Source organism: Allocoleopsis franciscana PCC 7113 (assembly GCF_000317515.1).
Classification (GTDB): Bacteria; Cyanobacteriota; Cyanobacteriia; order Cyanobacteriales; family Coleofasciculaceae; genus Allocoleopsis; species Allocoleopsis franciscana.
On sequence record NC_019738.1, the window covers coordinates 2,367,544 to 2,383,060 of the forward strand.

23 protein-coding genes and 29 tRNA genes are annotated in these 15,517 nt (G+C 45.5%); 46 read left to right on the forward strand and 6 right to left on the reverse strand.

Going from position 1 to position 15,517, the window contains the following annotated elements; translation table 11 throughout:
• Window positions 1-95: 95 nt before the first annotated feature.
• Window positions 96-512 carry a pentapeptide repeat-containing protein gene (locus tag MIC7113_RS38605; RefSeq protein WP_015182027.1) on the reverse strand — a complete coding sequence of 139 codons (417 nt, stop codon included), beginning with the start codon at window positions 510-512 and terminating at the stop codon, window positions 96-98.
• A gap of 80 nt (window positions 513-592) precedes the next feature.
• Window positions 593-931, reverse strand: coding sequence for a hypothetical protein (locus tag MIC7113_RS09860; RefSeq protein ID WP_041780656.1), 339 nt, complete (start codon window positions 929-931; stop codon window positions 593-595).
• A 95-nt stretch (window positions 932-1,026) separates the two neighbouring features.
• Here MIC7113_RS09860 and MIC7113_RS36155 point away from each other — a divergent pair, with 95 nt between their 5' ends.
• The 34 genes from MIC7113_RS36155 (at window position 1,027) to MIC7113_RS36170 (ending at window position 7,906) form a co-directional block, all read left to right on the forward strand.
• On the forward strand, window positions 1,027-1,290 hold the full coding sequence (locus MIC7113_RS36155) for a hypothetical protein (RefSeq protein ID WP_155897971.1): 264 nt from the start codon (window positions 1,027-1,029) through the stop codon (window positions 1,288-1,290).
• A gap of 83 nt (window positions 1,291-1,373) precedes the next feature.
• Window positions 1,374-1,913, forward strand: a complete 540-nt coding sequence (locus tag MIC7113_RS09865; protein ID WP_015182029.1) for an HNH endonuclease — start codon at window positions 1,374-1,376, stop codon at window positions 1,911-1,913.
• A 3-nt stretch (window positions 1,914-1,916) separates the two neighbouring features.
• On the forward strand, window positions 1,917-2,297 hold the full coding sequence (locus MIC7113_RS09870) for an alr0857 family protein (protein ID WP_015182030.1): 381 nt from the start codon (window positions 1,917-1,919) through the stop codon (window positions 2,295-2,297).
• A 749-nt stretch (window positions 2,298-3,046) separates the two neighbouring features.
• Window positions 3,047-3,119, forward strand: a tRNA-Asp gene (locus tag MIC7113_RS09875).
• 45 nt (window positions 3,120-3,164) lie between these two features.
• Window positions 3,165-3,237: transfer RNA gene (locus MIC7113_RS09880), tRNA-Glu, on the forward strand.
• A 16-nt stretch (window positions 3,238-3,253) separates the two neighbouring features.
• Window positions 3,254-3,327, forward strand: a tRNA-Cys gene (locus MIC7113_RS09885).
• A gap of 26 nt (window positions 3,328-3,353) precedes the next feature.
• Window positions 3,354-3,426: transfer RNA gene (locus MIC7113_RS09890), tRNA-Lys, on the forward strand.
• A 12-nt stretch (window positions 3,427-3,438) separates the two neighbouring features.
• Window positions 3,439-3,510 (forward strand) — tRNA-Asp (locus tag MIC7113_RS09895).
• A 6-nt stretch (window positions 3,511-3,516) separates the two neighbouring features.
• Window positions 3,517-3,588: transfer RNA gene (locus tag MIC7113_RS09900), tRNA-Met, on the forward strand.
• 11 nt (window positions 3,589-3,599) lie between these two features.
• Window positions 3,600-3,671 (forward strand) — tRNA-Glu (locus tag MIC7113_RS09905).
• A 3-nt stretch (window positions 3,672-3,674) separates the two neighbouring features.
• Window positions 3,675-3,760, forward strand: a tRNA-Ser gene (locus MIC7113_RS09910).
• A gap of 11 nt (window positions 3,761-3,771) precedes the next feature.
• Window positions 3,772-3,859, forward strand: a tRNA-Tyr gene (locus MIC7113_RS36160).
• 45 nt (window positions 3,860-3,904) lie between these two features.
• Window positions 3,905-3,979 (forward strand) — tRNA-Trp (locus tag MIC7113_RS09915).
• Window positions 3,980-3,985: 6 nt separating this feature from the next.
• A tRNA-Arg gene (locus MIC7113_RS09920) sits at window positions 3,986-4,060 on the forward strand.
• Between the two features lie 7 nt (window positions 4,061-4,067).
• A tRNA-Ser gene (locus MIC7113_RS09925) sits at window positions 4,068-4,153 on the forward strand.
• A gap of 9 nt (window positions 4,154-4,162) precedes the next feature.
• Window positions 4,163-4,237: transfer RNA gene (locus MIC7113_RS09930), tRNA-Phe, on the forward strand.
• A gap of 7 nt (window positions 4,238-4,244) precedes the next feature.
• Window positions 4,245-4,319 (forward strand) — tRNA-Asn (locus tag MIC7113_RS09935).
• A gap of 82 nt (window positions 4,320-4,401) precedes the next feature.
• On the forward strand, window positions 4,402-5,103 hold the full coding sequence (locus MIC7113_RS09940) for an HNH endonuclease signature motif containing protein (RefSeq protein WP_015182031.1): 702 nt from the start codon (window positions 4,402-4,404) through the stop codon (window positions 5,101-5,103).
• A gap of 16 nt (window positions 5,104-5,119) precedes the next feature.
• Window positions 5,120-5,194 (forward strand) — tRNA-Gln (locus tag MIC7113_RS09945).
• Between the two features lie 36 nt (window positions 5,195-5,230).
• Window positions 5,231-5,304: transfer RNA gene (locus MIC7113_RS09950), tRNA-Leu, on the forward strand.
• A 4-nt stretch (window positions 5,305-5,308) separates the two neighbouring features.
• Window positions 5,309-5,381: transfer RNA gene (locus tag MIC7113_RS09955), tRNA-Pro, on the forward strand.
• A gap of 3 nt (window positions 5,382-5,384) precedes the next feature.
• A tRNA-Leu gene (locus MIC7113_RS09960) sits at window positions 5,385-5,458 on the forward strand.
• A gap of 92 nt (window positions 5,459-5,550) precedes the next feature.
• A tRNA-Thr gene (locus MIC7113_RS09965) sits at window positions 5,551-5,622 on the forward strand.
• A 4-nt stretch (window positions 5,623-5,626) separates the two neighbouring features.
• A tRNA-Thr gene (locus MIC7113_RS09970) sits at window positions 5,627-5,698 on the forward strand.
• 11 nt (window positions 5,699-5,709) lie between these two features.
• Window positions 5,710-5,780 (forward strand) — tRNA-Thr (locus MIC7113_RS36165).
• 46 nt (window positions 5,781-5,826) lie between these two features.
• A complete protein-coding gene (locus tag MIC7113_RS09975) occupies window positions 5,827-6,456 on the forward strand; it encodes a hypothetical protein (protein WP_041780657.1) in 630 nt (209 codons plus the stop codon).
• A gap of 44 nt (window positions 6,457-6,500) precedes the next feature.
• A tRNA-Gly gene (locus MIC7113_RS09980) sits at window positions 6,501-6,576 on the forward strand.
• Window positions 6,577-6,759: 183 nt separating this feature from the next.
• Window positions 6,760-6,830, forward strand: a tRNA-Gly gene (locus tag MIC7113_RS09985).
• Window positions 6,831-6,840: 10 nt separating this feature from the next.
• Window positions 6,841-6,912, forward strand: a tRNA-Gly gene (locus tag MIC7113_RS09990).
• Between the two features lie 5 nt (window positions 6,913-6,917).
• Window positions 6,918-6,993, forward strand: a tRNA-Val gene (locus tag MIC7113_RS09995).
• Between the two features lie 5 nt (window positions 6,994-6,998).
• Window positions 6,999-7,072, forward strand: a tRNA-Arg gene (locus MIC7113_RS10000).
• Window positions 7,073-7,170: 98 nt separating this feature from the next.
• The gene (locus MIC7113_RS10005) at window positions 7,171-7,626 is read left to right on the forward strand and encodes an NADAR family protein (protein WP_015182033.1); all 456 of its coding nucleotides are present in this window, start codon (window positions 7,171-7,173) and stop codon (window positions 7,624-7,626) included.
• Between the two features lie 33 nt (window positions 7,627-7,659).
• Window positions 7,660-7,732, forward strand: a tRNA-Ala gene (locus MIC7113_RS10010).
• An 85-nt stretch (window positions 7,733-7,817) separates the two neighbouring features.
• Window positions 7,818-7,906, forward strand: a tRNA-OTHER gene (locus MIC7113_RS36170).
• 4 nt (window positions 7,907-7,910) lie between these two features.
• On the opposite strand, the gene MIC7113_RS10015 is transcribed toward MIC7113_RS36170, so the two are convergent.
• Both MIC7113_RS10015 and MIC7113_RS36175 read right to left on the reverse strand, forming a co-directional pair.
• A complete protein-coding gene (locus MIC7113_RS10015) occupies window positions 7,911-8,330 on the reverse strand; it encodes a hypothetical protein (RefSeq protein ID WP_015182034.1) in 420 nt (139 codons plus the stop codon).
• Between the two features lie 24 nt (window positions 8,331-8,354).
• Entirely contained in the window at window positions 8,355-8,546 is a 192-nt protein-coding gene (locus MIC7113_RS36175; protein WP_155897972.1) for a hypothetical protein, read from the reverse strand.
• A gap of 53 nt (window positions 8,547-8,599) precedes the next feature.
• Here MIC7113_RS36175 and MIC7113_RS10020 point away from each other — a divergent pair.
• Window positions 8,600-8,671: transfer RNA gene (locus MIC7113_RS10020), tRNA-Lys, on the forward strand.
• Between the two features lie 19 nt (window positions 8,672-8,690).
• Here the strand turns inward: MIC7113_RS10020 and MIC7113_RS10025 are convergent.
• On the reverse strand, window positions 8,691-8,921 hold the full coding sequence (locus MIC7113_RS10025; RefSeq protein ID WP_015182035.1) for a hypothetical protein: 231 nt from the start codon (window positions 8,919-8,921) through the stop codon (window positions 8,691-8,693).
• A 78-nt stretch (window positions 8,922-8,999) separates the two neighbouring features.
• Entirely contained in the window at window positions 9,000-9,164 is a 165-nt protein-coding gene (locus MIC7113_RS34605) for a ribbon-helix-helix domain-containing protein (protein ID WP_015182036.1), read from the reverse strand.
• A gap of 154 nt (window positions 9,165-9,318) precedes the next feature.
• Between MIC7113_RS34605 and MIC7113_RS10030 the strand changes: the two genes are divergently transcribed.
• The 11 genes from MIC7113_RS10030 (at window position 9,319) to MIC7113_RS10080 (ending at window position 15,461) form a co-directional block, all read left to right on the forward strand.
• The gene (locus MIC7113_RS10030) at window positions 9,319-9,537 is read left to right on the forward strand and encodes a DUF6364 family protein (RefSeq protein WP_041779978.1); all 219 of its coding nucleotides are present in this window, start codon (window positions 9,319-9,321) and stop codon (window positions 9,535-9,537) included.
• Between the two features lie 119 nt (window positions 9,538-9,656).
• A complete protein-coding gene (locus MIC7113_RS10035; RefSeq protein WP_015182038.1) occupies window positions 9,657-10,412 on the forward strand; it encodes a hypothetical protein in 756 nt (251 codons plus the stop codon).
• Between the two features lie 284 nt (window positions 10,413-10,696).
• Window positions 10,697-10,942, forward strand: a complete 246-nt coding sequence (locus MIC7113_RS10040) for a hypothetical protein (RefSeq protein ID WP_015182039.1) — start codon at window positions 10,697-10,699, stop codon at window positions 10,940-10,942.
• The gene (locus MIC7113_RS10045; RefSeq protein WP_015182040.1) at window positions 10,939-11,403 is read left to right on the forward strand and encodes a type II toxin-antitoxin system VapC family toxin; all 465 of its coding nucleotides are present in this window, start codon (window positions 10,939-10,941) and stop codon (window positions 11,401-11,403) included. The genes MIC7113_RS10040 and MIC7113_RS10045 overlap by 4 nt, the downstream gene beginning before the upstream one ends.
• 212 nt (window positions 11,404-11,615) lie before the next feature.
• A complete protein-coding gene (locus tag MIC7113_RS10050; RefSeq protein ID WP_015182041.1) occupies window positions 11,616-11,819 on the forward strand; it encodes a DUF4177 domain-containing protein in 204 nt (67 codons plus the stop codon).
• 355 nt (window positions 11,820-12,174) lie between these two features.
• Window positions 12,175-12,372: a ribbon-helix-helix protein, CopG family gene (locus tag MIC7113_RS10055; protein ID WP_041780658.1), complete on the forward strand. Its 198-nt coding sequence runs from the start codon at window positions 12,175-12,177 to the stop codon at window positions 12,370-12,372.
• A gap of 73 nt (window positions 12,373-12,445) precedes the next feature.
• The gene (locus MIC7113_RS10060; protein ID WP_015182043.1) at window positions 12,446-12,652 is read left to right on the forward strand and encodes a hypothetical protein; all 207 of its coding nucleotides are present in this window, start codon (window positions 12,446-12,448) and stop codon (window positions 12,650-12,652) included.
• Window positions 12,652-12,921: a type II toxin-antitoxin system RelE/ParE family toxin gene (locus tag MIC7113_RS10065; RefSeq protein WP_015182044.1), complete on the forward strand. Its 270-nt coding sequence runs from the start codon at window positions 12,652-12,654 to the stop codon at window positions 12,919-12,921. The genes MIC7113_RS10060 and MIC7113_RS10065 overlap by 1 nt, the downstream gene beginning before the upstream one ends.
• A 233-nt stretch (window positions 12,922-13,154) precedes the next feature.
• On the forward strand, window positions 13,155-13,694 hold the full coding sequence (locus MIC7113_RS10070; protein WP_015182045.1) for a dihydrofolate reductase family protein: 540 nt from the start codon (window positions 13,155-13,157) through the stop codon (window positions 13,692-13,694).
• A gap of 440 nt (window positions 13,695-14,134) precedes the next feature.
• On the forward strand, window positions 14,135-14,737 hold the full coding sequence (locus tag MIC7113_RS10075; RefSeq protein WP_155897973.1) for an ankyrin repeat domain-containing protein: 603 nt from the start codon (window positions 14,135-14,137) through the stop codon (window positions 14,735-14,737).
• Window positions 14,738-14,978: 241 nt separating this feature from the next.
• Entirely contained in the window at window positions 14,979-15,461 is a 483-nt protein-coding gene (locus MIC7113_RS10080; RefSeq protein WP_015182047.1) for a cupin domain-containing protein, read from the forward strand.
• Window positions 15,462-15,517 lie beyond the last annotated feature (56 nt).

The window sequence follows — 15,517 nt, forward strand, 5'->3', positions numbered from 1 at the left end:
ATCGAGCCTACAATCCAGAAATGTAACCACTGAGTCACCCCACCCTTTCACTCTGGTGGGGTTTTTTGTGGAAATATCGGCGATTTCAGTGATTTTTATCGATAAAATCGCGAACAATCTCTTTTAGAGACTCTCCCCTCTGGCAGAGTAGTATTGCACAAAAGAACAACGGAAAGTGTTGCCTTACTCAAGGTTGCATCCCTCAGGTTAGCATCGCTTAAATCCGCATCCATGAGGTTGGCATCGCTTAAATCAGCACCACTGAGGTTGGCATCGCTTAAATCAGCACCACTGAGATTGGTACGCCTTAAATCAGCACCACTGAGATTGGCATTACTCAAACTGGCACCCTCTAAGTTGGAACCATAAAGGTTGGCTCCATTCAACTTACATTTTTCACACTTCTTAGTGGTTTGTAATTGCCGAATCAGCTCAGGGGTTTGAGCTTGGGTTGGAGTTACTAATGCAACAAGAACCAGCAGTACAAGAGAAGTCAGAAGCTTAAGTTGCATAAATTGATGATCTATCTATATACAATCCATGTAGGGGTAAAGCCTTCGAGGGCACCCGGACAAGAGTGCCCTCAAGAGTGTTAACTGTGCGACAAACTCTCTAAACTTAAGGGAACCATATCTCCACTTGTTGTCAGCCCCAATAACATCCGCTCGTCCGGTCGAATAAACTTGCCCGTGAGTACACAGCGTTCTTCTTGTTGGGCGACAGCCTCTATACTGGCTCGGATATCAGACAAGGAAAATTCGGGGCGATAATCACCGGATTTCTGTTGCACATAGTTCCAGAGTACGTCTCGTATCAGAGCTTGATATCCCTGGTTGCCTGAGAGTTCTTTGAGCTTCTCTTTGAGTTCTCTCTCTAAACGGATGCTAGTAACTTCCATGTCAGTGGTTGCTGTTCTGGTGAGTGTACGCATCATCTTTTTTTCTCCAAAATATCTGGACAGGTTTGTAATACCAGTGTAGTATGTAAAAGTCAGCTTTCAAATCGATCTTTACCAATTCACCTTCTGTGAGCCTTCATATATCTCTTTCCACCCTATGCCCTGATGCTGCCGCCCTTCGAGGTTGGCACTCAGTGACATCACGGGTGGATTTTTGGTATGAGGGCAGGTATAGCTTGAGAGAAGAACATAAAGCAGAGATTGGCAATCAATTTAATAAAGACGCCGGGAATTTCCTGGGTGTCAATAGCGAAGCGGGACGCAATAGCGTCTTTCCACAACGAGATACCAGCCGGGGGAGGTACAGGCGAAGAAGCGCCGTACCAACATAGGACAGGAAGACTGTAAACGTTTTCACCTAACCCCCGCTCCTAAACCAAAAGAAGCGGGGGTTTTAACTATGAGGAGGCAAACCGTGACGAGCGCAACTGAAGTGTTAAGGCAATCTGTGGTGGTGTTCTCGAAGAACTATCTGCCAGTCAGTCGAGTCAACATTAAGCGAGCGATCGCTCTCCTCGTGACGGGGAAAGCTGAACCTCTAGATTTTACGATGGGCAAAGGAGGCAAAGGCATTGCCGTGCATTCACCCAGTGTGGTGCTATTGGTACCCGAACACATTCGCTTGACGATTACAGATCGAGAGCGGGTTTGGAAGGTGCCTCCTGTGAATCGACGGGAAGTTTTAAGACGAGATAAGCACACCTGTCAATACTGTGGCAGCACCAAGAAGTTAACGCTCGATCACGTAATTCCCCGCTCAAAAGGCGGAAAACACACTTGGGACAACGTAGTTATAGCTTGCGAACGGTGTAATAGCCGAAAAGGCGATCGCACTCCCCTGCAAGCGGGAATGACGCTACGCACCCAGCCGAAAGCGCCAATGCACCCAACTGTTGCCTTCTCGGAGCAGTTCTGGCGTGAACAGCAAGTAAACCTGGAGAGGCAGGAGATATAGCTGATGCTGAAACTCACTTATACCGACAACGGCTTTTATTTAGAGCGTCTGGCTCAACCCCTTGAGGAATGGGTCACGGCACGAGTGATTCTGGCGCTGAGAGCGGGTACCAATCTCTGCGTCGAACCTAGCACGGCATCGTTTCTGCTCCCAGCGGACATGCCACAGCTGCGTCATCTGGAACGGCATCAGGAAGGAGAAGATGCGATCGCTATCTCTAGGTGCGATGCTGAATACATCGAAGTCAGCCTCAAAGGAACTTGGATGACTTCAGACATCGATGGTGCTGAAGGCGTGTTTGTAACATCCCTGAATTACGCAGTTGAATTCTTCCTGATCAAGCTGTGGGAAGAGTCTCAAATCCGGACTAGCTGTCTGCCATAACTCGCGCAGCAACCCTAATCAGCAGTCAATTGAATCGTGTGAGGTAGCACGGCGATGCTACTTCCTCTTTCCTGCGACTGTATGAGATGGAGTCTTACTACAGGACTAAGGGGAAAAGATTTGCACTATATATATCGACTCTTCCTTAAGTTTGTCTCGCTCAATCCTAATAGCTGCAAGGCATTGACAGCATCAAAAAAAACTTTCCTCAAACCCTTGACACTTTATGTAGTATTTATGTAGTATTTATGTAGTGAAGCAAAGAGCGGAGCTAAAAACTCCAACAACAAATCACTATGTTGCTACTACTGATTCGACTCTCCGGTCAACGCAGACCACGAAAAGAGTCAAACAAAAGACCGAATCAGCCTCCTTTCCAAAAACCTGAAAGAGAGCAAGAACAACGGTCATCCGAACACATCAACCAAATACAAACCAACGTTCGCTATCACAAGATCAGACAGATATATCAACTAGAACGTCGGTTCTTTCTCTAAATCATCTAAGTCTTTTTACTGAACCTTGAAAACTGAATAAGAAAGCACCCATTTAATTCATCAATCTGTGCTGATAGTCATAGGCACAGATGTCTTGAAGGGAAGCGTAGCTCAACTGTAATTTGTACAGAATGCTCTCAAGCCTGTTCTAAAAACCGTTGATTTCCTCTTACAAAAAGAGGTTAGGGTTAACACCTGCTACGTTCCCAAAAATCAAGACCTATAAATAGTGGGAATTGCTGATTGAGTCTTGGGACTGTAGCTCAGTGGTTAGAGCGTTCCCCTGTCGAGGGAAGGGTCGCCAGTTCAAATCTGGTCAGTCTCGCTCAACAGCAATTATGGAAGTTTCAATCTTCCTTTTCCCACACATGGCCCCATCGTCTAGCGGTCAAGGATTTCTGAATTTCGATCAGAAGACACGGGTTCGAGTCCCGTTGGGGCTATCAGATTGATGAACGAGGTCGAGTAGCCAAGTGGTTGAAGGCGTCAGTCTGCAAAACTGATACTCGTGGGTTCAAATCCCACCTCGACCTCTCAATCTGCACATCATCTGGTGCATGGGAGTATAGCTCAACTGGCAGAGCAGACGGCTCTTAACCGTATGGTTGCAGGTTCGATCCCTGCTACTCCCACTCAGTACACAAGGCTCCATCGTCTAGTGGTTAGGACGCTGCTCTGTCGAAGCGGAGACAGGGGTTCAAATCCCCTTGGGGTCGTTGTTTGGGAGTATAGCTCAGAGGTAGAGCAGTCCTCTCATAAGGGACTAGTCGCAGGTTCAAGTCCTGTTACTCCTACTGACAAACATAGCCTCATCGTCTAGTGGTTAGGACGCTGCCCCCTCAAGGCAGAGACAGGAGTTCAAATCTCCTTGGGGCTATCTGGAGAGGTGGCTGAATTGGCTGAAAGCACTTCCCTGCTAAGGAAGCATGGGGTAACCCATTGCAGGTTCGACTCCTGTCCTCTCCGCCTTTTTACTTGGGTCGGCCCGCCTATTAGCGTAGGCAACGGTCTGTAAAATCGCCGCGTCCGAAAGGCGCATTGCAGGTGCGACTCCTGCCCGACCCATTGAATTTTGGATTTTAGATTTTGGATTCAAAGTTCAAATCGGATGTGGGGATAGTGTAACTGGCAACATCTCGATCTCCAAAATCGATGATCTGAGTTCAAATCTCAGTCCCCGCGCCATTCAATGAGAGCGTAGTTTAACTGGATAAAATATCGGTCTACGAAACCGAAGAGGTGGGGGTTCAAGTCCCTCCGCTCTCGTCAACTTGGAGAGGTGGCCGAGTGGCTTAAGGCGCAGACTTGGAAAGTCTGATTAGGTAAAACCTAACGCAGGTTCAAATCCTGTCCTCTCCGTTGAAACTTCCCCCGGTAGCTCAGTTTGGTAAGAGCGCTTGACTGAAAATCAAGAGGTCGTCAGTTCGATACTGACCTGGGGGGCTGTCGTTGCCTCATAGCTCAATGGTAGAGCCACGCGCTGTTAACGCGGGGGTTGTAGGTTCGAGTCCTACTGGGGCAGCCATTTATTGCTGGGTAGATGAATTGGTAAATCGAAGTGTAGCCAGCCAATTATAATAATAGGTTGAGTCCTGTACTTTGTTCCAATGAAATACAGCAAAGAAGTTTTGGAAAAAGCTGTTAAACAGTCCTTCTCTGTAAGTGGGGTTTTAAGGAAACTTGGTATCGCAGGTGGAGGAAGTCATGGTCACATAACTAGGCGTATTAAAGACTTGGGTATTGATACCTCTCACTTTAAAAAACAGGGCGAAAACTTGAAAGGGTTCAACCCCAAAAAGCCTTGGCAAGAAGTTTTGGTATTAAATTTGAGTAACAGAAGAAGGCCTGGCGTTCAACTGAGACAAGCCTTGTTAGAGATGGGGAAGGAGTATAAATGCGAAAATCCCCAATGTTCGATTCAAAGTGAGTGGTTAGGACGCAAGTTAGTTTTAGACGTTGACCACATAAATGGGAATTGGCAAGATAACCGCCCAGAGAATCTAAGATTTCTCTGTCCTAACTGTCACAGACAAACTGCAACCTATGGGAATAAGCGCCAACAACTAGAAACAAAGAAGTACAGTTCGCACCCAAATAAAAAAGTTCCCCATCTGAAAGCCAGAAAAGTTGAGCGTCCTTCTAAGGATGAACTGGCGAAAATGATATGGGAAAAACCAACTACTCATATAGCCAAGGATTTTGGTGTAAGTGGTAAGGCAATAGAAAAGTGGTGTAAAGCTTATGGCATCGAGAAACCTTCTAGAGGTTATTGGGCTAAAAAAAATCAGTCTAAAACTTCTATGTTGTAGGCTTAGCAAATTTCATTGGGGAGTAGGCGACGTTGGCAAAGCCACCTGATTTTGGCTCAGGAAATCGCGGGTTCGATTCCTGCCTCCCCAGTTCTGCTCTCTCGCTTTGATAGAGCAGCTAAGTAATGCTCCTGTAGCCCAATCGGAAGAGGCAGCAAGCTTAAACCTTGCGCGTTGCTGGTTCAAGCCCAGCCAGGAGTACTAACGGGATGTAATTCAGCGGCTAGAAGCCATGCTTTGGGAGCATGGAGTCGCAGGTTCAAATCCTGCCATCCCGATATGCCCCTGTAGCCCAATCGGAAGAGGTGCCGCACTTAGAATGCGGAGGTTACTGGTTCAAGCCCAGTCAGGGGTATTGGTGCGATGCGGGTGAAGTAGCCACGGTAGGCTTGGAGGTCTCATAAGCCTCTTATCAGCAGGTTCGACTCCTGCCCCCGCCACCAAAATGCAGGCGTGGTGCAATGGCTAGCATAGGAGCGTCGTAACCTTCTGATGCGAGTTCAACTCTCGCCGCCTGCTTCGAGCAGATGTGGTGTAAGTGGCAACACAAGGGCATGGTAAGTCCTCGATGTGGGTTCGACCCCCGCCGCCTGCTCCTTCAACCGTGCAGGTGTGATGTAACGGCAACATGAGGCTCTTGTAAAGCCTTCTTGCGAGTTCAAGTCTCGCCATCTGCTTGTGGCGATGCTAGAGGTCTTTTTTGGTAGTGGAGAGGAGGAAAATATGACAACCATGACGGTTACGGATGCTCTAGCAGAGTTGACGCTGTTGGAAAAGCGTATTGATTCAGCAAGAGTAGCTTTGGATAATAACACCTTAATTGCTGTTGTTGAAGTCGGCAAAGTGCCAACAGGCTTCAAATCTAGAGATGATCATGCAGCACAAGCAAGAGCATCTTTGCAAAGGGTGGATGCTCTGATTGATCGCAGACGAGTCATCAAGAGAGCAATCGTTCTTTCTAATGCTTCGACGATGGTTTCTGTTGCAGGACAAGAGATGACAGTCGCAGAAGCCATTGAAATGAAGAGCTTCATCTCGTACTACAAAGAAGTTCTTGCCACGATTACCTCAGCTTACTCTCGCACCTGCCAGGAGTACAAAGTTGCCCAAGCGCGAGTGAAGGAACGACTGGATAAACTGGCGATGGAAGTGTTAGGTAAGAATGCTTCTTCCGAGAAGTACGAGTCATTAGCCGATAGCTTCCTGGCACGCGAGGGAGTTGAGCTACTCGATCCAACTAACTTAGCAGAAGAAATTGCCAGACGAGTGACGTTTGTCGAACAGTTCGAGTCAACTTGCGATCGCGTTCTTTCAATTAGTAATGCGCGGACAATGATTGAAATTCCAGACTAAAATGGGCTTGCTGGTCACTCGAAAACCTCTAAATTTATGGTATTTGGTGGATAGCTCAATGGGTAGAGCGCATGACTTCCAATCATGAAGTTGTTGGTTCGAGTCCAACTCCATCAGCCATGAATGTTAAAGCTTAAAGCTCAACGCTTAACGCTCAAACTTCAATCGTTAAAGATTAGACAGTTAACATTCAAACCATAAAGGTTAAAGCTCGATAAAATCCAGAGGTTCTGGTTGTAGGTTCCATAAAACCTTGAGGTTTCCACCTGGCTGAGTGGTCAGCATTCCACTTCTTTTAATCAAGCGGATATGGTGTAACGCTAGCATCTGAGCCTTCCAAGCTTTAGGTACGAGTTCAAATCTCGTTGTCCGCTTTTGAAACTTGCGGGTGTGATGTAGTGGCTAGCATCTGAGTCTGCCAGTCTCAGCGCATGGGTTCAAGTCCCATCATCCGCTTCCGTAGTCCTGTAGCTCAGTCGGGAGAGCGCCTCTCTTACAAAGAGGATGTCACAGGTTCAAACCCTGTCAGGACTACCAATCATGGGAGTGTAACTCAACTGGATAGAGTACCAATCTTCTAAATTGGCTGCTGTAGGTTCAAGTCCTACCACTCCTGTTAAACATAAAATAAAAGGAGGTTGCCTTCTTCTGATATTAATTGAACAGGATAGTGCGATCGTACCTTATTCTCCACCTAATTGATAGGTAAATAGTATGACAATTTACTTTTACAGCACTCGCGAAAAACCCTACGGCTGTTTTTCCAACTTTTCACAGCATGGTTTTGAGCTTGATGGAGCTTGGTGGGCGACTAGCGAGCATTACTTTCAAGCACAGAAATTTATCGATACTGATCGCCCTTGGTTCGACAAAATCCGGGAGGTAAAAACGCCGAAAGAAGCAGCAAAGATGGGACGCGATCGCTCTCACCCCCTGCGTGGTGATTGGGAACAGGTCAAAGATGAAATTATGCAGCAAGCCGTGTTGCAGAAATTTAAAACTCATGCTGATATTCGCGAGATACTTCTTGCTACAGGCGATGAAGTAATTGTTGAAAATTCTCCCATTGATTACTACTGGGGGTGCGGTAAAGATGGTAGCGGAAAAAATAGACTGGGAGAGATTTTAATGGCAGTGCGAGAAATCCTGCGTCAACAACAAAATCGCTAAAGATTTCGATTCAACTGTTATTCACTAAAACATGGGTCTGTAGTTCCAATGGGAGAACGCTTCTCTTGCAAAGAAGAGGTTGTGGGTTCGACCCCCACCAGATCCACTTACGGTGTCTGAAGCCAAAGCGGTCGCGGCGCTGGTTTGTGGAACCAGTCATTAGCGGGTTCGAGGCCCGTCAGACACCCTCAAGGAAGGTGCCGCCGAGTGGACGGCAAGCAGTCTTGAAAACTGTGGTACGGCAGCGATGTCGTAAGGGTTCGAGTCCTTCATCTTCCTTTTTTTTACATTTTGACTTTCGTAGAGTTTTTGAAAAATTCAATTTCAACTTGACGTATCTTTTCCAAAATCTCTGGAGTGTAATAACCATTTTTTGGCAATAGATTTGGATAGTTTTCTATAATTAGACGCGCTCTTCTTGCTTTTTCTTTTTCTTTCAAATAGGGTGCCAGTAATTTAAGCACTTTTAACGCACCTTGGCGACCAATCTTCCAATGATAAGCTTCGCTGTGTTTTTCTTTGGCTTTCTGAGCTATACAAACCGAGCCGCCAAAGTGATCTTTCATAAACATGACAAGTTCAATAGATGTGCTACTCATGGTTAGATATGGTGCCCTTTGTCCGCCTTTATTAGTACGAATGAGGCAAATACTTCCTTCCCCATCCATTAATCCGGCTGCATAAGCCAGTATGGTTTTGTCCATGAAAATACTTGGAAGTAGTAAAGATTAACTGTTATGACCACTGGAGGCTGAAAAGTGAAGCACCGTGCTGATAACGCGGCGATAGAAGGGGCAGTACCTTCCCAGTGGATTTCCCTTACCTGCCGGATGCAGACCTGTTTTTCCTAAAGACGGTGTGCCAGGTTCAACTCCTGGGTAAGGGGTCATTCCTCGATCGCACAATCGCAGAACACTCATTTATTAACCGCAGGGTTCCTGTATCAAATCCAGGTCGAGGAGTTCATATAAATGGGGATGTAGCTCGATGGCAGAGCAATCGGCTTTTAACCGATTGGGTGTGGGTTCGAGTCCCACCATCCCCACTAATTCACCCATTCCTTGTCAGTCACTTGTGGGGTTAGCGTCAGGGTCATAATTGCCCGTGGGCTGGAGTTTGGTCATCATCTGTCTGAGGAGGAAAGCATTGCTATTCCACGCGGTGTATTGATTTGAGCCTCGCCCTCTCTGCCTCAGATAGAGTTCAGCTTTATCCCGGCAGCAAGTCGCCAGTAAGCTGATGACCGATACTAGACCAAGTTCATCAATCAGTTCCATCAGGTCATCTTGAGCCATTGGTAAACCTCCAGGGTTGTTTATTTCCTGAAGAATACCATAAGGTACCCTTGAAGGGTACTTACTGTATACTGATGGTTACTTGCTTTCTTGTTCGTCTACGAGATTGTATTCCTTTACGGCTGCCATAACTAGCAGAGTGGACATGGGGATTCCAGTCTGTTGGGAGATATTTTTCAATTTTTCCTGCAAACGTTTAGGAACTGTGACTTTAATCACAGCAGTCTCTTCTTTTTCAGCCATTTCAAACAGTCATGTTTAGATGAAATCAGCTTATCCCCTTTCTGACTACCGATAAAGGGTCGCTATAGCCCTCATAAGTATCGTTTTAGTGGTCGGAGCAGGGTAAAAGTACAACAGCAATACCCCATAACTCTAGTTAGGGTATCCTTTTGGGATGGCAACCAAGATGACGCTCAGCATCAAGCTAGACCCTGAAGTAAAGAGGCAACTAGAGGAGATAGCTAAACAGCAAAACACCAGTCTCAATAGGCTGGTGCTGAAGTACATATCACAAGGTATTCAAGCTGATATTGGGGAACCAGATAGGCTAGCGGCTATTGAGGCGAGGTTGGATGCGATCGAGCGTCGGTTGAATGAGGTGTATGGACAATAATTTTGATCAGCCAATTACTACAAAATAGCAGGATAACATCATAGATCAGTATTTTAGACCGCTAAGTGCGGTTGAACAAAGACTTAGCTAACCGTGTGATTTAATCATTTGTTCTTAAAATGTTTGATAAAATTCGGCGAGATGATTTTCTGAAGTCGCACCTTGATATTCACGAAATTTTTTCTCTAAAACTGCAAAACAATCTGTGTGATGGCGCGAAAAAGCATCTACATCGTGGTCTGATAATGCGTTTAATGATGATGGAGGAATCAATTTTCAGCCTTGACGAAGAAATTGGTAAATCCGAAGAGCCGCTTGATCATTATCTCGCAACTAGGCTTACTCTACTGTTGAATGCCTATTATCTCAACCTGGCAGGTTCGCTAGATAATCTGGCTTGGGCATTGACGTATCAATATAGTTTGGTTGAGGAGGTTGACGAAAATAATGGGAAACATCGGACGTTTGTTCAACTTCTTAGCACAAATTTCCTTGATCAACTGCGTAAGAGTAAATTAGAACAGCTAGACAAAGAATTACAACCTTTTCGTGATTGGTATTGGGATATGCGACAGTTCCGCGATCCTGCGGCTCACCGAATTCCTTTGCTCGTGTCGCATTCAGTGTATTCGGAAGAGGATGTCAAAAAAGCACAGGAACTTGATGAAGCGGCAGCTCAACTCATCAGACAAGATGAATGGAGAGATGGTATGAATCTACTCCACCAGTCTTATCAACTAGAAAAGCATATACCTATCTTTATATCTGAGAATCCAAAAATTCAGTGCTATGACCTTGCTGGACGAGTTAATCTCGATCATGCAAATTGGTTAAGGATAGTTGAAGTAGTACTTCGGATAGGTTTCTCAGGATGATGGAATAAGGGAAAGGAGCTAGACGCAGTTTATGAAGAGTCGGAGAGAATAAGGGGATGTTTAGAGTAGAAATCAAATGTGATGACACTGGTCAGCATCTATGTTAATAAGAGCGATCGCGTTTACCTTCCATCTCACTTCAGCGTTGGGCTTCGTTTCAGGTTTATCTGTCACCGATAAGTTTAGCTGTTAGCGTTCCAAGGATGCGATCGCTCCTCTTCAGCTAGCTGTAGCGATAATATTGGAAGAACTCGAAGATGAAATCCAGTAGGATACTGTTGATTATGTTGCGAGAGAAGCTTAAGCAAGAACTAGACAAGCTAAACGAAGATCAACTCAAGAAGATTGCTGATTTCATCGCCTTCATTGAGTTTCAGGCAAAACAGGCTGAATTATCTGCTCCTTTTTGGCAGAGGGCAACACCAACGGAACGGGTTAAAGATTTCCGCGAGTGGGTTTCTCAGCTTCCCAGAACCAGTCAAAGCCTCCCTGATGAAGCCCTCAGCCGTGACAGTATTTACGAAGAATGACGAAGTACCTGCTTGATACTAATGTTGTCTTGCGTTTCTGCAACCCTTCTGATGTCCAACATAGCCTTGCAACGGATGCAATATCTTGTTTACTTACACAAGAAGACGAATGTTTTCTGACAGCCCAAGTGCTTGTTGAGCTTTGGGTTGTTGCTACCCGACCCGTTGAAGTCAATGGTTTGGGCTGGGCTGTAGAACAAACGAGAAATACAATAGATCAACTTCTCAATCGCTTTCCATTGTTAGAGGAATCGTCGCAGATTTTTCCCAATTGGTTGGATTTGGTAACGGTTAATAGAGTGATGGGTAAGCGTACTCATGATATTCGTATTGTGGCAGTTATGCTTACACATGGGATTACACATCTTCTGACCTTCAACCCAAGCGATTTTGTAGCTACATCAGGCATTACAGTTGTTCGCCCTCAGGAATTAGTAGCCCCTCAAACCCATGAGTCGTAGCTCAAACCAGATTGCTTTCAAGCCAACGTCGCCAGCGTTCGCGAAGCGTCTCGTAGAGAAACTGATCGCACCTACCTTCCATCTCACTTCAAGCATTGGGCTTCGTTTCGAGTTATCACCTCACCGATGAGTTTAGCGGTTAGCGTTTCAAGGGGAGCGATCGCTGCATACTGCTATGATGCGTCGTAGACGACTACTTACGTTTGAGCTTTATGTATCAGTGGGAATATAGGACTGTCAAATTCTATGCTCAAGGGTCATTAGATGCAGGACGAATCAATGAGATAGAACTGGAGGATATATTGAATGAATTGGGAGCTAGAGGTTGGGAACTGGTCACAATCCTCCCTGGTACACGGGCTAATGGTGAATTGTTTGACTTTGTGGCAGTACTCAAACGTGAAGTAAATTCCTAGCCATTGCCTATTGCTGTAGGTGGCCTTGATACTAGTGACGCCAATATCTACGTCCGATTTGCATCTATACCAATAAGAGCGACCGCGCTTACCTTCCATCTCACTTCAAGCGTTGGGCTTCGTTTCGAGTTATCACCTCACCGATGAGTTTAGCTGTTAGCGTTCCAAAGGGAGCGATCGCACCACTTCAGAATGGAACAAATTTAGGCTAATAGAGAGGGTGTAGTTGTCAGGTATCGGAGGAGCGATCGCTAGGCTTGAAGATGTTATATAAGAATTTATACTTAGAAAAAAGAGCTTTGTTAGTAGATAGCTACAAGTGCTAGACTTTGTTGACATCCAGAGAGGATTAGCTGTGGCTTCCATCACTGTTGAAATTCCAGACGCTCAATTACAGAAGTTGCAACAATTAGCGCAGGAAAACGGAATCTCTCTTGAAGATTTGCTACGTGCAAGTATTGAAGACTGGCTCAGTTATCCAAAGAGCGAATTTGTCCAAGCATCCAGCTATGTGTTGAAGAAAAATGCCCAATTGTATCGACGTTTGGCATGATACGTTACCTGGCACTAGAACAATCATCGTCATGCTAGATTGATGAAGTAAGTCCTACACGGTGTTTCAGGCTATGAGCTTCAGTGATGTAGTCGAGGCAATCAAAAGCCTCTCCACAGAGGAGAAGCAAGAAATTCAATTGCTACTGAGGCAGTATCTGCGAGAAGAGCGCCGTGAGGAAATATATGAAAACTTTCAGACAGCACGAGTAGAGGAGCAAAATGGGGAACTGAAGTTCTCCTCCGATATTAATAAGCTGAGACAGTTAATAGAGGAGTGATGGTAGAAGTCAGTTTTAGTTCCTCATTCCGTCGTGCTTTCAAAAAGCGAATCAAAGGAAATTCAGATTTAGAAGCAAAATTTTGGGAAAAAGTAGAGCAATTTACTATAGATCCATTCGATCAAAGCTTGAAAACTCATAAATTGTCAGGCAAGCTCAAGGAGCTATGGAGTTTTAGCGTGGAATACAACGAGCGGGTGTTATTTTACTTCACTGAGGATGGGAATGCCGTATTTGTAGATATTGGTAGCCACGACGAGGTGTATTAAGAAACACAATTGCCTATGGATTTACTCGAAGCTGATCGCGCCTACCTTCCATCTCACTTCAAGCGTTGGGCTTCGTTTCGGGGTTATCACCTCACCGATGAGTTTAGCTGTTAGCGTTCCAAGGAGAGCGATCGCAAGGGTTGAAAGCTCTACTTATCCAGTGAGCAGGATGCACTCGCTACATTGTAAAGTCACACACCACTGCCCAGTTCCATTCAAGCAAGAGGTTAAAGATGCGAAAACTGAAATATTATGTCGCCGTTTCTGTGGATAACTTTATTGCTCACGAAGACGGCTCATGGGGTGGATTTCTTCCGGAAGGGGAACACGTAGTTGATTATCTCGAATCTTTGAAAACGTGGTTTGATGTTGTTTTGATGGGACGTAAGACATACGAGGTAGGGTTAAAGGTCGGTGTGACTAATCCTTATCCACACTTGAAGCAGTATGTTTTCTCTCGCACGATGAAAGAAAGCCCAGATGAAAATGTTGAACTCGTCTGTGAGAATATTGTTGAATTAGTCACAGAATTGAAGAATCAAACGGGTAAGGATATCTACCTCTGCGGCGGCGCTGATTTAGCCACAACGCTTTTTGCCGAAAACTTGATTGATGAGATAATCCTGAAGTTGAATCCAGTACTGCTTGGGTCGGGCATTCCACTTTTTAAAGGAGTCATCAAGCAGACTGCTCTGGAACTCACCGACAGCAAGATTTACAAAAACGGTGTCCTGTTGCTTTTTTATCGTGTGAAAACAATGGAACAAATCTAAGCTAATCGTGAGGGCGTACTTGCCAGGTGTCGGAGGAGCGATTGCCTACGGCTTTACTCGAAGCTGATCGCGCCTACCTTCCATCTCACTTCAAGCGTTGGGCTTCGTTTCCGAGTTATCATCTCACGGATGAGTTTAGCTGTTAGCGTTCCAAAGGGAGCGATCGCACCACTTCAGAATGGAACAAATTTAGGCTAATAGAGAGGGTGTAGTTGTCAGGTATCGGAGGAGCGATCGCTAGGCTTGAAGATGTTATATAAGAATTTATACTTAGAAAAAAGAGCTTTGTTATATGAAAACTTTCAGACAGCACGAGTAGAGGAGCAAAATGGGGAACTGAACTGCTTTCATCAGAGTAGCTGATGATACCGTTAGCTATAGTTGTAAGTGATCTGCCTGAGTTGGAGAAGATAGGGGATGACCAGAACCAACAAAGAGCTATGAATATTTTTGAGGTTATCCAAGTTGGAAGTATAGACAAACTTCAAGAGCTAGTTAAAGCCGGAACCGATGTAAAGGTTTCAGACAATAGTGGCGTTACAACCTTGATGAAGGCTGCTGCATCTCGCAGTCCAGACTGCAACATTGTGCAGACTCTCATCGCACTTGGAGTCGATGTTAATGCCAACGATGAGAATGGTAAAACGGCTCTGATGTATGCCTCTGAGCGAGGCAGTATTCAAGTAGTCCAAGTTTTGCTGGCTGCTGGGGCGGATGTCAATGCCAAAGCGGAAAAAGTAGCAATCGGATGGAACAGAACAGCCCTAATGTATGCAGCATGGCTGGATCATGCTGATACTGTAAGGGCTTTAATTGAATCTGGGGCAGATGTAAATGTCAAAAACAGTGACGGGGATACAGCTCTTTTAGGGGCTGTAAAGGAAGGCTATATCGAGATTGTGCGTATCTTAATTGATGCCGGAGCAGACATTAATGCTAGAAACTGTAATGACGACACAGCTCTCTCATTGGCAGTAAGCGAGGATTTCCCTGTAATCATTGAGATGCTTTGCAAAGAAGCGGGAATGAGTAGAGAGTGTTGAGTGCGATCGCTCATCACCATAGGTTAACTTGACGTGAGGAAACCCAAGATCAACTTTTGCCCAGCATCTATGCCAATGTACGATCTCGCCTATCTTCCCATCTCACCTCAATAGTCGAGCTTTGTTTCCGAGTTATCATCTCACCGATGAGTTTAGCTGTTAGCGTTCCAAGGATGCGAAGTGTACTTTTTCGCGATCGCTCCACTTTAGTATTCAGCGAACCACTTGAGGGGTTACAAACATGGCAGATAAGAAAACTTACCTTTTGCGGCATCAGCAAATTGCTGACAGTATGCAAACGTTCTCGCACCCCTGGAATCCAAAATCCGAAATCTCAGGGACACAAATGGGGCGCTTGCTCGGACTAAAGCGCACCGGAGTCAACTTTGTCAAAGTCCCTCCAGGTAAGGAATCGTTTGTCTATCATTCGCACTACCGCGAGGAAGAATGGATTTACATCCTATCGGGCTGCGGAATTGCGGAAATTGATGGGGAAGAATTTGAGGTTAGTCCCGGAGACTTCATGGCATTCCCGACTCCTTCGGTAGCTCATCATCTGAGGAATGCAGGCGACGAAGACTTAGTTTACCTAGCAGGAGGAGAAAACCTCGATATAGAAATTGCCGATTTCCCGCGCCTTAGAAAACGCATGTTTCGCCGTGAGGATGCTATTGAAATCTTTGACCTGTCAGATGCTAAACCGTTTGGAGCATTAGACAGCTAATACCGACTATGGCTAACCTCCGGATTTGTCAGGCTATCCGGGTTTGAACCCCGTCG

What these genes read in the sequence shown, in the direction of transcription:
- MIC7113_RS09940 (WP_015182031.1), top strand. Translation starts at nt 4,402, where the DNA reads ATGAAATACAGCAAAGAAGTTTTGGAAAAAGCTGTTAAACAGTCCTTC.
- MIC7113_RS38605 (WP_015182027.1), bottom strand. Translation starts at nt 512, where the DNA reads ATGCAACTTAAGCTTCTGACTTCTCTTGTACTGCTGGTTCTTGTTGCA.
- MIC7113_RS09975 (WP_041780657.1), top strand. Translation starts at nt 5,827, where the DNA reads ATGACAACCATGACGGTTACGGATGCTCTAGCAGAGTTGACGCTGTTG.
- MIC7113_RS10035 (WP_015182038.1), top strand. Translation starts at nt 9,657, where the DNA reads ATGTTTGATAAAATTCGGCGAGATGATTTTCTGAAGTCGCACCTTGAT.
- MIC7113_RS34605 (WP_015182036.1), bottom strand. Translation starts at nt 9,164, where the DNA reads ATGGCTGAAAAAGAAGAGACTGCTGTGATTAAAGTCACAGTTCCTAAA.
- MIC7113_RS10065 (WP_015182044.1), top strand. Translation starts at nt 12,652, where the DNA reads ATGGTAGAAGTCAGTTTTAGTTCCTCATTCCGTCGTGCTTTCAAAAAG.
- MIC7113_RS10015 (WP_015182034.1), bottom strand. Translation starts at nt 8,330, where the DNA reads ATGGACAAAACCATACTGGCTTATGCAGCCGGATTAATGGATGGGGAA.
- MIC7113_RS10070 (WP_015182045.1), top strand. Translation starts at nt 13,155, where the DNA reads ATGCGAAAACTGAAATATTATGTCGCCGTTTCTGTGGATAACTTTATT.
- MIC7113_RS10025 (WP_015182035.1), bottom strand. Translation starts at nt 8,921, where the DNA reads ATGGCTCAAGATGACCTGATGGAACTGATTGATGAACTTGGTCTAGTA.
- MIC7113_RS10075 (WP_155897973.1), top strand. Translation starts at nt 14,135, where the DNA reads ATGAATATTTTTGAGGTTATCCAAGTTGGAAGTATAGACAAACTTCAA.
- MIC7113_RS10045 (WP_015182040.1), top strand. Translation starts at nt 10,939, where the DNA reads ATGACGAAGTACCTGCTTGATACTAATGTTGTCTTGCGTTTCTGCAAC.
- MIC7113_RS10050 (WP_015182041.1), top strand. Translation starts at nt 11,616, where the DNA reads ATGTATCAGTGGGAATATAGGACTGTCAAATTCTATGCTCAAGGGTCA.
- MIC7113_RS09870 (WP_015182030.1), top strand. Translation starts at nt 1,917, where the DNA reads ATGCTGAAACTCACTTATACCGACAACGGCTTTTATTTAGAGCGTCTG.
- MIC7113_RS10040 (WP_015182039.1), top strand. Translation starts at nt 10,697, where the DNA reads ATGTTGCGAGAGAAGCTTAAGCAAGAACTAGACAAGCTAAACGAAGAT.
- MIC7113_RS09860 (WP_041780656.1), bottom strand. Translation starts at nt 931, where the DNA reads ATGCGTACACTCACCAGAACAGCAACCACTGACATGGAAGTTACTAGC.
- MIC7113_RS10030 (WP_041779978.1), top strand. Translation starts at nt 9,319, where the DNA reads ATGGCAACCAAGATGACGCTCAGCATCAAGCTAGACCCTGAAGTAAAG.
- MIC7113_RS10005 (WP_015182033.1), top strand. Translation starts at nt 7,171, where the DNA reads ATGACAATTTACTTTTACAGCACTCGCGAAAAACCCTACGGCTGTTTT.
- MIC7113_RS10060 (WP_015182043.1), top strand. Translation starts at nt 12,446, where the DNA reads ATGAGCTTCAGTGATGTAGTCGAGGCAATCAAAAGCCTCTCCACAGAG.
- MIC7113_RS36175 (WP_155897972.1), bottom strand. Translation starts at nt 8,546, where the DNA reads ATGAGTGTTCTGCGATTGTGCGATCGAGGAATGACCCCTTACCCAGGA.
- MIC7113_RS10080 (WP_015182047.1), top strand. Translation starts at nt 14,979, where the DNA reads ATGGCAGATAAGAAAACTTACCTTTTGCGGCATCAGCAAATTGCTGAC.